10 protein-coding genes are annotated in these 14,835 nt (G+C 75.3%); 1 reads left to right on the forward strand and 9 read right to left on the reverse strand.

Annotated features, from left to right (window positions below):
• Positions 1 to 97: 97 nt before the first annotated feature.
• The 6 genes from BLW86_RS28685 to BLW86_RS28710 form a co-directional block, all read right to left on the reverse strand.
• Positions 98 to 2,884 carry a SpoIIE family protein phosphatase gene (locus BLW86_RS28685; protein ID WP_093876713.1) on the reverse strand — a complete coding sequence of 929 codons (2,787 nt, stop codon included), beginning with the start codon at positions 2,882 to 2,884 and terminating at the stop codon, positions 98 to 100.
• On the reverse strand, positions 2,881 to 4,983 hold the full coding sequence (locus tag BLW86_RS28690; RefSeq protein ID WP_177181781.1) for a SpoIIE family protein phosphatase: 2,103 nt from the start codon (positions 4,981 to 4,983) through the stop codon (positions 2,881 to 2,883). Before BLW86_RS28690 ends, BLW86_RS28685 begins: the two co-directional genes overlap by 4 nt.
• A 452-nt stretch (positions 4,984 to 5,435) precedes the next feature.
• The gene (locus BLW86_RS28695) at positions 5,436 to 6,617 is read right to left on the reverse strand and encodes an MFS transporter (protein ID WP_093876715.1); all 1,182 of its coding nucleotides are present in this window, start codon (positions 6,615 to 6,617) and stop codon (positions 5,436 to 5,438) included.
• 48 nt (positions 6,618 to 6,665) lie between these two features.
• Entirely contained in the window at positions 6,666 to 8,609 is a 1,944-nt protein-coding gene (locus BLW86_RS28700; RefSeq protein ID WP_093876716.1) for a hypothetical protein, read from the reverse strand.
• The gene (locus BLW86_RS28705) at positions 8,602 to 8,985 is read right to left on the reverse strand and encodes a hypothetical protein (RefSeq protein ID WP_093878931.1); all 384 of its coding nucleotides are present in this window, start codon (positions 8,983 to 8,985) and stop codon (positions 8,602 to 8,604) included. The genes BLW86_RS28700 and BLW86_RS28705 overlap by 8 nt, the downstream gene beginning before the upstream one ends.
• Before the next feature lie 185 nt (positions 8,986 to 9,170).
• The gene (locus BLW86_RS28710; RefSeq protein WP_093876717.1) at positions 9,171 to 10,619 is read right to left on the reverse strand and encodes a peptidoglycan D,D-transpeptidase FtsI family protein; all 1,449 of its coding nucleotides are present in this window, start codon (positions 10,617 to 10,619) and stop codon (positions 9,171 to 9,173) included.
• A 139-nt stretch (positions 10,620 to 10,758) separates the two neighbouring features.
• On the opposite strand from BLW86_RS28710, the gene BLW86_RS28715 reads away from it, so the two are divergent.
• Positions 10,759 to 11,862: a hypothetical protein gene (locus BLW86_RS28715; RefSeq protein ID WP_177181782.1), complete on the forward strand. Its 1,104-nt coding sequence runs from the start codon at positions 10,759 to 10,761 to the stop codon at positions 11,860 to 11,862.
• Between the two features lie 28 nt (positions 11,863 to 11,890).
• On the opposite strand, the gene BLW86_RS28720 is transcribed toward BLW86_RS28715, so the two are convergent.
• From BLW86_RS28720 to BLW86_RS28730, 3 genes are read right to left on the reverse strand one after another with little or no spacing between them, the layout of a single operon-like run.
• Positions 11,891 to 12,553, reverse strand: a complete 663-nt coding sequence (locus BLW86_RS28720; protein WP_093876718.1) for a response regulator transcription factor — start codon at positions 12,551 to 12,553, stop codon at positions 11,891 to 11,893.
• Complete coding sequence (locus BLW86_RS28725) at positions 12,550 to 13,785, reverse strand: sensor histidine kinase (protein WP_093876719.1); 1,236 nt, start codon at positions 13,783 to 13,785, stop codon at positions 12,550 to 12,552. The genes BLW86_RS28720 and BLW86_RS28725 overlap by 4 nt, the downstream gene beginning before the upstream one ends.
• On the reverse strand, positions 13,782 to 14,792 hold the full coding sequence (locus BLW86_RS28730) for a hypothetical protein (protein ID WP_093876720.1): 1,011 nt from the start codon (positions 14,790 to 14,792) through the stop codon (positions 13,782 to 13,784). The genes BLW86_RS28725 and BLW86_RS28730 overlap by 4 nt, the downstream gene beginning before the upstream one ends.
• Between the last annotated feature and the right edge of the window lie 43 nt (positions 14,793 to 14,835).

The following is a 14,835-nucleotide window of genomic DNA, read 5'->3' on the forward strand; positions in this document are numbered from 1 at the left end:
CGTTCCGTTGTGCCCCCCCCTCCCCCAAGCTCTCGGCTTCGCTCGAGCAGGGGGGACCCCCCTCGCCCCAGCGGAACGACTGCCCACAACGGGGCGCTCACCAGGCCAGGTCCTCCAGGGCGTCCAGGTCGGGGACGGCCATCGTGACCGGTTCCGAGCCGTTCGCGCCCACCCTCAGCTCCGCCCAGATCGTCTTGCCGCGTCGGGCGTACCGGGTGCCCCAGCGTTCCGCGTACTGGGCCACCAGATAGAGCCCCCGCCCGCCTTCGTCCGTCGTCGCCGCGTGCCGCAGGTGCGGCGAGGTGCTGCTGCCGTCCGAGACCTCGCAGATCAGCGTCCGGTCGTGGAGGAGCCGTACGCGCACCGGATCGGCCCCGTACCGCACCGCGTTCGTGATCAGCTCGCTGAGGATCAGCTCCGCCGTGAACGCCAGCCCGTCGAGCCCCCACTCCGACAGCTTCGCCGCCGCCGCGTTCCGTACCGGCGACACCGCCGACGGGTCCCGGGGCACCTCCCACTCGGCGATCCGGTCCCGGGCGAGCAGCCGGGTCTCTGCCACGAGCAGCGCGATGTCGTCCCGCTGAGTCGGCGAGAGGAGCGTCGCGAGCACGTCCGCACAGGTCTGCTCCGGGCTCCGGCCCGCCTGGGCGAGCGTCGTCCGCAGCAGCCCCAGCCCCGTGTCCAGGTCCCGCCCGTGGTCCTCCAGGAGCCCGTCCGTGAACAGCACCAGCTTGCTGCCCTCCGGCAGCCACAGCTCCGTCGATTCGAAGGGCACGTCGCCCAGGCCGAGCCCCAGCGGCAGCCCCGGCGACAGCTCGGGGAACTCGACCCGCCCGTCGGGAGCGACGAGCGCCGGACCGGGATGCCCCGCGCTCGCCACCGTGCAGAGCCCCGACGCCGGGTCGTAGATCGCGTACAGACAGGTCGCGCCGGTGATGCCCTCGTCCCGCCGCCGCGCCTCGCCGCCCGTGGCCTCCCCGTCCCCGTCCTCGATCCGGCCCGTCAGCTCGTCGAGATGGCCGAGCAGCTCGTCCGGCGGCACGTCCAGGGTCGAGAAGTTGTGCACCGCCGTCCGCAGCCGCCCCATGGTCGCCGCCGCGTGCAGCCCGTGCCCCACCACGTCCCCCACCACGAGCGCCACCCGCGCCCCCGGCAGCGGGATCACGTCGAACCAGTCGCCGCCCACCCCGGCCTTCGCCGGCAGGTACCGGTACGCCACCTCCACCGCGCTCTGGTCCGGCAGCACCCGGGGCAGCAGGCTCCGCTGCAGCGTCACCGCCATCGCGTGCTCCCGCGTGAACCGGCGCGCGTTGTCGATCGCGACCGCCGCCCGCGCCGCCAGCTCCTCCGCGAACGACAGGTCGTCCTCCCCGAACGGCTCCGGGGTGTCCGCCCGCCAGAAGTTGGCCATCCCGAGGACCACCCCGCGGGCGAGCAGCGGCACCGTGAGCAGCGAGTGCATCCCGTACGCCAGGGCCTGCGCCGCCCCCTCCGGGTCCTGCGCCCGCCAGCCCTCCGCCGCGGCCAGCTCCGGCTCCACCACCGCGTGCCCCGCGTACAGGGCCTTCGCCATCGGGGTGCTGCGGACGTGGAAGCGGACGGTGTCCCCGACCGGCTGGAGCGGCTGGTCGGGCCGCAGCCCGCTCAGCGCCGTCCGCCGCATCTCCGTGGTCGTGGCCGCGGCCGCCGGGGGCTCCTCCCCGCGCAGCACCGGTTCGAGCAGCTCCACCGTCGCGAAGTCCGCGAACCGGGGCACCGCCACCTCCGCCAGCTCCTCCGCCGTCCGTACGACCTCCAGCGTCGTCCCGATCCGCACCCCCGCCTCATACAGCAGCTGCAGCCGGCCGCGGGCCACCGCCGCCCGGCCGGTCACGGCCGCCAGCTCGGTGGTGTCCCGCATCGTCATCACACTGCCGGCTTTGGCGCCCTCCGAGAGGGTGGGGCGCACGCTCACCGCAAGGAGACGGTCGCCCGCCCGGTGCACCTCGTCCGTCGCCGACCGCCCCGACTCCAGGAGCTCGACCGTCCGCGGATCGAGGCCCAGCTCCGAGACGAGCAGCCGCTCCGCCTCCGCCGAGAGGCCGAGCAGCCGGCGCGCCTCGTCGTTGGCGAGCAGCAGCCGGTGGTCGGCGCCCACGATCAAAACCCCTTCCCGGACCGCGTGCAGCACCGCCTCGTGGTGCTCCTTCATCCGGGTCATCTCCGCCGGCCCCAGACCGTGCGTCTGCCGCCGCAGCCGTCGGCTCACCAGGGCCGCCCCGCCCACGGCCGCCGCCAGGGCGCCGCCCGCCGCGCCGAGGAGCAGCGGCAGCCGCTCCTGCACCGAGTGCGAGATGCTCTCCACCTCGATGCCGCTGCTGACCAGGCCGACGATCCGGCCCTTCTCGTCCACCACCGGGACCACGGCCCGCACGGCGTCGTTGGGTGCGCCCCGGAACAGCTCCGTGTACGACTCGCCGTCCACCGTCGCCCGCGAGAGGTCCCCGGTCGCCTTCTGGCCGATCAGCTCCGGCTGCGAGTCGGTGTACCGCACCCCGGAGGGGCTCAGGACCGCTATGAAGTCCACGCCCGTGGCCCGCCGGGTCGCCTCCGCCCGGCTCTGCAGCTGCGCCGTCGGATCGGGCGAGGTCAGCGCCATGTCGATGCCGGGCGCGTGGGCGAAGGCCTCAGCGACCGCGAGCGAGCGGATCCGGGCGTCCCGCTCGGTGTCGCGCCGCTCCTGGTGGAACGTCACGAACGCCGCCACCGCGATCACCAGGAGCGCGATCAGCGCCTCCAGGGCGAACACCTGCCCGGCGACGCTCCGCAGCCCCGTGCCGCGAGGCCTGACCCCCGTCTTCTCCCGCGCGTGGGCCCGCCCCCTGTCCCGGTACCGGGCCGTCATCCCGTGCTCCTGGCGATCAGGAGCGCCACGTCGTCCGGGGCGCCCGGCCGGCGCAGCGCCCGCAGGAGCCGGTCGCAGGTCTCCTCCAGCGGCCCGCGGTTCTCGTCGAGGAGGCGTACGAGCAGGTCGAGCCGCTCGTCGATCGCCTCGTGCCGGGTCTCGATCAGACCGTCCGTGTAGAGCACCAGACGGTCCCCGGGCCGGAACGGCACCCGGGTCGTGCGGAAGGTGCCGCCGCCGACGCCCAGGGGCACCCCCGTGGAGAGCCGCACCAGCTCGGCCGGTCCGTCCGCCGGGACCCGGACGGGCGGCAGGTGACCCGCGTTCGCGATCCGGCACCGCTGCCGCACCGGATCGTGCACGGCGAAGAGACAGGTCGCGATGTAGTGCTCCAGGCCCGCCGTGATCCGGTCCAGATGCCGCAGGACCTGTGCCGGGGACAGATCGAGGTCCGCGAACGCGCAGGTCGCGGTCCGCAGCCGGCCCATCGTTGCCGCCGCGTCGATCCCGCTGCCCATCACGTCCCCGACGACGAGCGCCGTCTTGTCGTCGGACAGCGCGATCACGTCGTACCAGTCGCCCCCGACCTCGCTCGACGCGTGCGCCGGCTGGTAGCGGGCGGCGACCTCCAGGCCCGCCCGCGACGGGGGCGCCCCCGGCAGCAGGCTCCGCTGGAGCGTCACCGCCGAGTTCCGCACGCTCTGGTACCAGCGCGCGTTGTCGATGCTGACGGCCGCGCGGGCCGCCAGCTCCGTCGCGAGCAGGACGTCGTCCCCGTCGAAGGGCAGCGCGTTGCGGTCCCGCTTGAGGTCCAGCGCGCCCAGCACCTCGCCGCGCGCGATCAGCGGCACCGCCAGATACGAGTGGACCCCCGCCCGCGCCAGCAGCTCCGCGGCCTCGGGGCTCCGCGCGATCCGCGACAGGTCGCCGGGGCCCACGTGCTCCACCAGGACCGGCAGGCCGGTGTGCACGCACCGGGTGACCAGCCGGTCCGCCCCGTACATCGCGACCTCCCCCGGCGGGTCCGCCGCCGCCCGCGCCTCCGTGCGGCTCCCCGCCTTCACCGCGAGCGCGCGGAACAGCTCGGGCCCCTCCTCGGGCGCGCCGGGCCTGCGCAGCGCCAGGACGGAGTCGAGGACGTCGACCGCGGCGATGTCCGCGAGCTCCGGCACCACCACCGAGGCCAGCTCGTCGGCCGTCCGCTCCACCTCCAGGGTGGTGCCCACCCGGGCCGAGGCGTCCGCGATGAGCGCGAGCCGCCGCCGGGACCGGTCGGCGTCCGCGTCCGCCCGGTGCCGCTCGGTCACGTCGATCACCGAGGACGCCACCCCCTGGACGCGGCCGTCGGCTCCCTCCAGGCGGTAGAAGGAGAGGGACCAGGTGTGCTCGTGGTCCGGGTCCGCCGGCGTCCTTCCCACCACGGAGCGGTCGAGCAGCGGCGTCCCCGTGGCCAGCACCGTGCGCAGCGCCTCCTCCAGGGCCTCGGCGTCGACCTGCGGGAGCATGTCGACGATCCGCCGGCCGAGGTGCTCCTCGGCCGAGATGCCGTTGATCCGTTCCAGGGCCGGGTTCACCAGGACGTAGCGCAGGTCGGTGTCGAGGACGGCGAGGCCGATCGGCGACTGGGAGACCAGCCGGTCGGAGAGCGCGAGCTCGGTCTCGATCCGCTCGACGGCGGCGGCGTCGGCGGCGATCCCCAGCGCGTACAGGTCGCCCAGGTCGTCGGTGAGCCGCATGTTGCGGAACTCCACCCGACGGACGGAGCCGTCCTTGTGCCGTACGGGGAAGGTGCCCGCCCAGGCCGCGCCGCCGTGCAGCACCTCGGCGAAGAGGCGCATCGCCTCCTCCCGGTGGTCCGCGCCGACGATCAGCCGGGCCACGTACTGTCCGAGGGCCTCGTCGGCGCGGAACCCGAAGAGGTTCTCCGCCTGCGGGCTCCACAGCACGATCCGGCCGCGGGCGTCCACGACGACCGCCGCGACCCCGAGCACGTCGAGGAGCCCCTTGCCGTCCAGGGGCACACCAACCCGCCCCGTCGTCCCCGGGAAGGAACCGGCCGTCACGCTGCCCTCCTCCCGCCGCGCCGCGCCTGTCTCCATGCTCCCCGCCCCCTGGCCACGCCGCACCGCGAGGTCGCCCGGGGCGGTGCCCCGCGCCCCTCGTTGTGGGCGCGCCCACTGGGACGGCACCCACCGCGGTTGCGAGCACGTTCCGCCGGGACGGCGCCCATCCATCCCCGCGCCCCGTTGTGGGCAGTTGCTCCACCGGCGCGGTGCCCACCCCCTCGCCCCAGCGGGACGATTGCCCACACGGCGGGTGAGCACCGCCCAGGCGGGTGCGCGCCCACACGGGGGTGGGACGGGGTGATCGCCCACGCGGAGGTGGCGGGAGGGGCACCGCCTCGGGCGGCCGCGCCCCCACGGCGGGTGGCCGGAGGGGCAGCGCCCCGCCGGGCGCGGCACGTGCGGGGCGGGTGCCCGGGCGCCGCCCGGCGGGGGTCAAGAGCGCGTCGCTCAGCCTGGCGGGAGGTCCCGCACGGCTAGCGGTGCCGTCAGCAGCGCGGCGGCCCGCCCTGAGCCCCCGGGCCCGTGCCCCGCGCCGCGAGGCCGAGCGCCCAGGCCGCTCCCGTCACCGCGACCAGCGGGAGCAGGACGTGGACGTCCGTCAGCGCGACCAGGCCCGCGCCCAGCGCGATCGCCAGCGCGTTCGGGGCCATGACCAGCGTGTTCGAGGTCGCCGCCAGGCGGCCCACCGCCTCCGCCGGGGCCTCCCGCTGGACGGCCGTCATCACCGCGACCAGGACCCACGGCAGGCCGAGCCCGATCACCGCGCTCGCCGCGAGGGCCGTCGCCTCGTACGGCAGCGCTCCCCGCACGCCCACCGCCACCGAGAACAGCGCGAGGCCGACCGTGGCGAGGGTCCGCTCCGGGATCCGGCGCAGCAGGGGGCCGGTGACCAGCCCCGCGAGGACCGAGCCCACGCCCTGGACCGCGTACAGCACACCCGCGTACGCGGGCGCGTGCCCGAGCCCCCGGTCGACCACGGCGTAGATCGCGGCGCCGTTCACCCCGGCGAGCAGCATCGTGAACGCGCCCGTCGCCACCAGCGGCCTCAGTACCCGCGAGGCCCGAAGGAGCCGCACCCCCTCGGCCGTCTCGCGCCACCAGCTCCGGGACTCCGGCCGGGCGGGCCGCTCCTCCCGGACCGGCATCAGCGCGAACGCGCCCGCCGCGACCGCGAAGCTCGCCGCGTCCAGGAGGGCGACGGTTCCGCCCCCGTACCGGGCGAAGAGGCCCGCCGCGACCAGCGGGGCGATCAGCTTCATGGACTCGTTCGCCGTCATCCGCAGCCCGTTGAACGTGCCGAGCCGTTCCCCGTCGGCGACGGTCGTCACCAGCGCCTGCTCCGCCGCCTCGTGGACGGCGCCCTGCGCGCCGTACAGCACGAGGATCGCGAAGAGCAGCCACACCCGGTCCGCCGACCCCACCCACAGCAGGAGCGGCAGCAGGGCCGCCATCGCCAGGTTCAGGACGACCAGGAGCGGTCTGCGCCGCACCCGGTCGGCGAGCGTGCCGAGCAGCGGCCCGGCGAGCACGGGCGCCCAGAGGGCGAAGGCGGCCAGCGCCGCCAGACTGTCCGAGCCCGTGAGGGACTTGACCCAGATCCCGGAGACCAGCCACATCGCCGTCGTACCGAATCCGGACACGACGACACCTGCCAGATACCAACGCATGGCCGAAGGCTGTCGTCTGAGGTGGGCGGGCCGGATCGGTCAGTTGCCCTAGATCGTCTCCCCGGAGATCGCGCGCAGTGCCCTACGCGCCGCCGCGCACAGCTCGTCGTCCTCCGGTACGGACCGCCAGCTGCCGTGCTCCACCGGCCGCTCGTCCGTGTCGAGGAGGACGCGCAGGACGGGTACGGCGGGCGCCGCGGCCGGGCCCATCCGGCCGAGCAGCCGGACCGTCCTGAGGTCCGGGCTCCCGGCGCCGCCGCCGAGGGACGACTCCAGCGCCCTCACCAGGACCGGCACCACCTCCTCCGCCGGGCCGGTGACCCGCCACAGCGCCTCACCCGCGAGGCCCGGCAGCCTGCCCTTGCCGTCCCGGTGGAGCAGCTCCCGCAGCCGGTCCGCGTACGGGGCTCCCGCCGCGCCGAGCTCGCCCAGCAGGACCAGGGCCTGGTCGTTCCCGTACGGCTCCGAGAGCGTCGGGAGCAGCAGTTCGCGGGCCGGCTCCCGGTCACCGGTCAGCCGTCCGTACGCGAGGGCAAGCATGGCCGGCGCGAACGGCTGGCCCGGGGGCGGGACGCGCAGCAGGATCCGCAGCCGCGCCCGGTCCATGGCGGCGGCGGCCTCCGGACCGATCGCCGCGAGCGCGTCCAGCGCCCAGACGGCGCCGTCGGTCTCCAGCAGGCCGATCAGCTCGGGAATCGCCGGCGCGGCGGCCGGGCCCCAGTCCGTCAGGACCTGGCAGAGGGCGCGCCGGACGTCGAGGGAGCCGGCGTCGGCGAGCGCGGCCCGCAGCGGCGGCAGCAGCACTTCGGCGTGGGCGGCGAGCGGGCCGAGCGTCTCGTGCAGGCTGAGCTCGTGCGTCCACCAGCCCTCGGAGTGGACCGAGTACGTGGCGAAGCCGAGCCGCTCCCCGGCGAGGCGGCGGGCCAGCGGCTCCGCGCAGCGCGGGTCGCCGCTCCGGGACAGCGCCCACAGGGCGTGGTCCTGCGCGGGCAGGTACGGCTCGCCCTCGTCGGTCGTCAGGGCGGCGAGCCGGTCCGCCCACGGCCGGGCGGCGGTCCCGCACATGCCGAGGACCCGGGCGGCGAAGAGCCGGTTCTCCGGTTCGGGGTCGTCGAGTCGGGCCGCCACCGCCGGAAGCAGCGCGGAGACGGCCGAGCGCCACCGGCCCAGCTCCCCGGCCGCCGCCTCCAGGGCGTTGCGCCGGGTGGTCGTGTCGGGGTGCCCGAGCAGTTGCGAGATCAGACCGGTGCGAGTGGCCCGGTCGTCGTCGAGGAACCGGACCGCCCGGAGTACGAGACCGCCGCCCGCCGGGTCCCCGGTCAGCACGTCGGTGACCACGCGCGCGTACCGGGCGTCGGACCGGCCCGGCCGTGCGGCACGCAGCGCCTCCACCGCCCCGATCCGCGCCGCTGCCACGGTGTCCGGCCCGGTCAGCTCCCAGAGCCGGTCCAGGGTCGACTCCCGTTCGCGGCCGGCGTGCGCGGCCAGGGGGCCCGCCGCCCGCACGATCCGGTGCCGGACCTCGGGAACGGTCTCCAGGGGCCACCGGGCCCACAGGGCGACGAGCACGTCGTCGGCCCGTCCCCACGCCTCGCCGACGGCGTCTGCGGCCTTCCTCCGGATCCCGGGGGAGGGGTCGTGCAGCAGCGGCAGCAGGACCGTGACCGCCCCGGCCCAGGCCTCGGCCCAGCCGGGGGCGATCCAGCGCGGCTCGACCCGATTGCCCTCGTGGGCGAAGGCCCGCACCAACTCCAGGAGCTCCACCCGGACCGTCACGACCGGGTCGGCCGCCGCCCGGACGAGGAACGGCAGCGCGGCAACGCAGGCGCCGTCGACGCAGCCGCCCTGGTGGTAGAGGCTCATGTGCAGCTCCTCGGCCGCCTCCTCCGCCTCCTCCGGCAGGTACAGCGCCCGCAGCCGCTCCGGAACGTCGGCGGCGGAGCCGTACGCGTGCCGCAGGGCACCCCAGTCGATGCCGTCCGGCTCATCCATGCGCGCCCGCCCGCTTCTCGTACCGCAGCGCGACCCCCGTCACCACCGCGCCGAGTCCCTCCCACAGGCCCACGCCGACGAAGCCGGCCGGGGCGCGGCCGGTGACGACCGCGAGGGTGAAGACGGCGCAGGTCAGGAGCCGGAAGGGGACCGTCCACCGGAAGAACGGCTTCCAGTCGGCGAGCGCGGCCAGCACGTAGTAGACGCCCATGTTGAGCGCGGCCATCGAGGAGGCCGTCAGGAAGACCAGGGTGTGGTCGCCGTCCGCGCGCCCTCCGTCGGGCACCGGCTCGAAGCCCATGACGGTGAGCAGGGCGTCCGGCGCGACCAGTCCCACCACCCCCAGGGCGGCGGCGAGCACGCCGAAGACCGCCATGGTCCAGCCGGACAGGGAACGGGGCAGGCGCACGGCGGTCCTCCGTGGGACGAGAGCAGCGGGACGAGAGCAGTGGGACGAGAGCAGGGGCACCCCCCTGCGATCCGAGTACGCATTCGAATCGCGGGGCGTGCCCCTGCATATCGTGTGACCGGACCCGGCGGCCAATCGGTCCCCGTCTCACGTCACTTCAGCGCCGCCTCCATCATCTTCCGCGCCACCGGGGCCGCCAGGCCGTTGCCGCTGACCTCGGAGCGGGCGGCGCCCGAGTCCTCGATCATCACCGCGACGGCGACCTGCTTCCCGGTCGAGGAGTCCTTCGCGTAGGAGGTGAACCAGGCGTACGGCGTCTTGCTGTTGTTCTCGCCGTGCTGCGCGGTGCCGGTCTTGCCGCCGACCTCGGCGCCGTCCACGGCCGCGTTGGTGCCGGTGCCCTTCTCCACCACGGTCACCATCGCGCTGCGCAGCTGCTCGGCCGTCGAGGAGGAGACGATCCGCTCGGTGTCCCCGTCCTCGAACGAGGTCAGCGCGTCGCCGTCGGAGTCGACGACCTCCGAGACCATGTGGGGGGCGGCGAGCAGACCGTCGTTCGCGATCGCGGCCGACACCATGGCCATCTGCAGCGGAGTGGCGGTCACGTCGAACTGGCCGATGCCGGTGAGCGCCGTCTGCGCCTTGTCCATGCCGGACGGGTACACGCTCGCGTAGGCGCGGACCGGGACGTCCAGCTCGGCGTCGTCGAAGCCGAACTTCTCCGCCATCGCCTTCACCTTGTCCTGCCCCAGATCGGCGGCCATCTTGGCGAAGACGTTGTTGCAGGAGTAGCGGAGCGCGGTGCGGATCGTGGCGTTCTCGCAGGGCGCGGAGGCGTTCTCGTTCCTCAGGACGGTCCGGGTGCCCGGCAGGGTGTACGGGTCGGGGCTCTTCGTCGCCGTGTCCACGGAGCCGTACAGGCCGTCCTCCAGGGCGGCGGCCGCGACGACCAGCTTGAAGGTGGAGCCGGGCGGGAGCGGCTGCCGGAGCGCGCGGTTCACCAGCGGCTTGTCCTCGTCGGTGGTCAGCCGCTTCCAGGCGTCGCCGTCGTTCGTCCCGGAGATCTTCGACGGGTCGTACGACGGGGTGGAGACCATGGCGAGGATCCGGCCGGTCGCCGGATCGACGGCGACGGCGGCGCCCTTCTTGCTCCCGAGCGCCCGGTAGGCGGCCTTCTGCACGTCCGGGTCGATCGTGGTGACGACCGTGCCCGGCTCCTGCTGCTTGCGGGTGACGGCGTCCAGGGGGTTCTTCAGCCGGTCGTCGGTGCCGTCCAGGACGTCGGAGTAGATGCCCTCCAGCTGGGTGGCGCCGTAGGCCTGCGAGCTGTAGCCGGTGACCGCCGCGTACAGCTCGCCGTCCGTGTAGGTGCGCTTGTACGCGAGGTCCGATCCCTCCGTCCTCTTCGAGCCGGTGACCGGTGAGCCGGCCACGACGATGTTCCCGAGCGGCTGCGCGTACTGCGCCATGGTCTTCCGCCGGTTCTTCGAGTCGTCCGCGAGCGCCTTGCCTTCGTACGCCTGCACCCAGGTGGCCCGCCCGAGCAGGGCGAGCACCAGGAGCAGGACGAAGACCGACGTGTGCCTGATCGTCTTGTTCATCGCACTGGTGGGGACGAACGGACCGGCGGCGGACGTTCCGGATGTGTCCGGTTTCTCAGCGAACCTTCATGTCCGAGCGCCGTGTGATCATGTGGGTGCCCTGGGGAGGGGCCCGAGACGTACGGGGAGAGGGGCCAGCGTGAGCGTGGGTGGGGAGAAGGACGACTCGTCCGTGCCGGACGAGGTGTGGGCGGAGTTCCTGAGGACCTCCGCCGAGGGCGGGGGCGGGGGCGACGCGCCGAAGGAGCCGTCCGCGCGGGCCCGCGAGGCCGCGGCCCGGCTGCGGGCCGAGCGCGCGGAACCGACACCGTGGCGGGCGCACACGCCCGGACGGCCCGTGCGGGGTTCCCGGCGGAGGAAGAGCTGGTACGTGGTGGGGTTCGCGGCCTCGCTGGTGCTGCTCGTCCTGGCCCTGGACCCGGGCGGCGTCGTCGGCTGGTCCGGCGACGGGGACCCGGCCGGGAAGCCCCTCGCGCAGGAGACGGAGCGACCGGAACAGGCGCCTTCCGCGGAGCCCGGCGGGCGGGCCACCCTCGACGAGCCCTTCCGGGGCTCTCCGGCGGTGCGCTGGGCGAACGGCACGGCCGGCATCACCGTCCCCGCCGCCAAGGCGACCGGATGGATGTCGAAGGCCGAGGTGGAGCGGGCGCTCGCGCGGACCCGTGACTTCCTCGCCGCGTCCAACCTGGACCCGGCGGTGCTGCGCGGCGCACGGCCGGAGAAGGCCGTCGCCCTGATGAACCCGCACCAGAAGGACGTCACGACCTTCGTGACGACCTCACTGCGCACCCCGGACAAGGACCACGACCCGCTGCTGCTCTTCAGCCGCTTCGACCCCGCGCAGGCGCGCCCGGCCGGGGACGTGGTGAAGACCCGCGGGCGTCTCTCCTTCCGCGAGGGGCGGCGCGGAGCCCTGGAGGTGACCGCCGACGTCACGTACGTGTACCCGGTCGCGCCGGCCGGTGGCGGCGACGAGGTCGTGCGGGTGATCGTGCGCCGCGAGACCGTGGTGAGCTGGGACGACCCGTCGAAGGTCATCACCGAGAAGGGGACGTTCAGCCTCCTGTCGTACAAGACCGACATGACGAATGGCGGCTGTGACAACGCCACCGGCTCCTTCCGGCCGGAGTTCGGCGGCGGAGGGGCGGGTGCCGACGCGGACGGCGAGGCGGTCGACCCGTACAACCGCACGGGCCCGATCACCGAGGGCCGCGGCGGCTGCGGGATCGCCACGAGGTCCTGAGCCCCGGGCCCCCGCCGCCGGCGGGGTTTCACCCCGTCCGGACGAACCCCGACTCGTACGCCAGGATCACCGCCTGGGTGCGGTCCCGGGCGCCGAGCTTCGACAGGACCGCCGCCACGTGCGTCTTCACCGTCGCCGGGCCGACGCCCATCCGGTCGGCGATCTCCGCGTTCGTGAGGCCCGTCGCGACCAGGCGCAGCACCTCCGCCTCCCGTTCGGTGAGCCGCGCCACCCACGGCGGCGCCACCGGCGGGCTGCGGCGGGCGTGCTCGGCGGCCAGTCCGCGGACCGCCGCCGGGTAGAGCAGCGAGTCGCTGCGCGCGACCAGCCGGACCGCCCCCACCAGCTCCTCCGCCGCCGCCCGCTTCAGCAGGAAGCCCGCCGCGCCCACGCGCAGCGCGTCGTACACGTAGGAGTCGTTCTCGAAGGTCGTCACCACCACGATCCGCGGCGGCTCCGCCATCCCGGCGAGGATCTGCTCGGTGGCCCGGATCCCGTCGATCTCCGGCATCCGCACGTCCATGAGGACGACGTCAGGCCGCTCCGCCCGCACCACCGACACCGCCTCGGCGCCCGTGGACGCCTCGCCGACGACCCGAAGGCCGGGCTCCGCGTCCAGGATGACCCGCAGCGCCGTCCGGACCATCCGCTCGTCGTCGGCGAGGACGATCCTGATCTCCGGGGCGCTCACCGGGGGATCCTGACCGCGAGGCGCCACATCCCGTCCACCGGGCCCGCCTCGGCGGTGCCGTCGAGCAGCCGGGCCCGCTCGGCGATCCCGCGCAGGCCGCGCCCGCCGTCGGGCCGGGTGACCGGGGGACGGTCGGGCAGGGGGTTCTCCATCGTGATCTCCAACTCCTCGGTGCGGGCGTCGAGCCGCACGGCGACGGGCGCGCCGCCCGCGTGCCGGGCCGCGTTCGTCAGCCCTTCCTGGACGATCCGGTACGCCTCCCGCGACAGCGCCTCCGGTACGGAGCCCAGGGCCCCGTCCACCGTCAGCGCCACCCGCGGCCCCGCGCCCCGCACCAGGGCCTCCAGGGCGTCGAGTCCCGGGCCCACGCCCTCCTCGGCGCCCTCGCCCCGGCGCAGCAGGCCGAGGGCCCTGTCCAGTTCGCCGACCGTGCGCCGGGTGGTCTCCTCGATCGCGGTCAGCGCCTCCCGCACGAACTCCAGGTCGGCCCGGTCGCCGTCCAGGACCCGGCGGGCCGCGCCCGCCTGGAGGGTGACCGCGCTCAGGGCGTGGCCGACCGAGTCGTGCAGCTCGCGGGCGAGCCGGTTGCGGGCCTCCGCCTCGGCGGCGCGCCGCTCCGCCGCCGCGAGCCGGTCCGCCGGGCTCGGTCCGAGCAGCCGGGGCGCCTGCCGGGCGAGTAGGGCCCCGGTCGCGGCGGCGACGGCGGCGAGCGCGAGCAGCATGAGCAGTCCGGCCGGGGCCGCGCCCCAGATCAGCCAGGTCGCGTCCAGGTCCCAGAACCGGCCGAGTTCGGAGTCCCGGAGCCCCGGCGAGAACGGCAGCGCGAGGACCGCGACCGCGAACGGCGGCAGGGCCAGCGTCGCCCCGCTGACGAGCGCCCCGGCGCCCAGGTGCAGGGTGAACCACGCAGCCGTCCGGGCCCTGGCCCGCCGGCCGCGCGCCGGGCCGTCCGCGAACCGGTCCGCCGGAACCCCGCACAGTGCCCGTGCCGCCGCCACCGACATCGGCCGGGCGAGCGGGAAGAGCGCGACGACCGCGGCGAGCGGCAGCCCCACCGCGTACGCCCCGAACTGCACCCCGAGACCGCCGGTGAACATGCCGCCGCCGTCGAGCAGGGGCCCCATGACGAGGGTGCCGACCATCCAGAACGGCATGAACAGCGCGCCGCCCAGGATCAGATGGAGCCAGCGCAGCCTGGCCCGCTGCCCGAACAGGGCCGCCACCGGTCTCACGCCCCGGCGCTCCGCCGACGCAGGAACAGCGCCACGCACGCGGCGAGCAGGAACCCGGTGATCATGTCGCCAGCGTAGGACAGTTGTACGAGCGAGGGGACCTGCTTGGTCGGATCCGGGTCCGGCAGCAGCGCGACGAGCGACAGGTAGGCACCCCAGCAGCCCGCGGCGCCCGAGGCCGTCCAGGCCAGGGCGAGCGTGGTGCGGACCCGGAGCCGGGCGGGCCGGCGCGACACCAGGAGGAGGGTGAGGGCGACGGCCACGACGAGGAAGCCGAGCCGCTCGGCCTCCAGGACGTAGAAGTCGGAGTCGCGTTCGGCGATCCGGCGGGCGGACAGGCCCGTGGTCGAGCCGGTCGCCCACAGCAGATGGAGTGTGGCGGGCACGAGCGCGACCACCGCACCGGCAGTGGCGAGGGCCCGCGCCCCGGGCCCGGACGTGCGGGCGGACAGCCCGCCGAGCCGGCCCCGCCACACGTGGCCCCAGCGGTCCCGGGCGTACAGGGCGAAGAGGGTGCCGAGGGCGAGGCCCTGGAGGATGAACCCGCCGTAGACGACGCCGAAGACCCACTCGTCCAGGAAGGGTTCGCTGGGCGCGGCGGCCTTCTCGTCGCCGGTCACGAGGGCGACCGCGAGCTGCGCCGGGTAGCCGGTCATGATCGGGGCGAGCAGTCCGGTCGCCGCCCACATGGGGAGGGCGAGCAGCCAGGCGGGGAACCGCCGGCCCCAGGGCTGGGTGAGGAGCAGGGCGAGGGCCACGACCAGGATGTCGGCCACCACCGAGACCGAGTTGGCGATCGCCATCATCTGCCGGTGCTCCAGGAGCACGCTCCCGGCCGGGATGCCGACCTCGCTCCCCGCCACCCAGGCGACCTTGAGCGAGATGTACGGGAGGCAGGCGAGGATCGCGAGGGCGCGCAGCGCCCGGCGGGCGGCGCTCGGACGGTGGCCGGCGGCGGGCGCGGGGGCCGTGGCTGCGGGGGCGGTGGGAGGCGCGGTCTCTGTCATGGCTCCACGCTCCCGCGCGGGCCCCGGCGCCCGCCTCCTGCCG

This window comes from Streptomyces sp. TLI_105 (assembly GCF_900105415.1).
GTDB lineage: Bacteria > Actinomycetota > Actinomycetes > Streptomycetales > Streptomycetaceae > Streptomyces.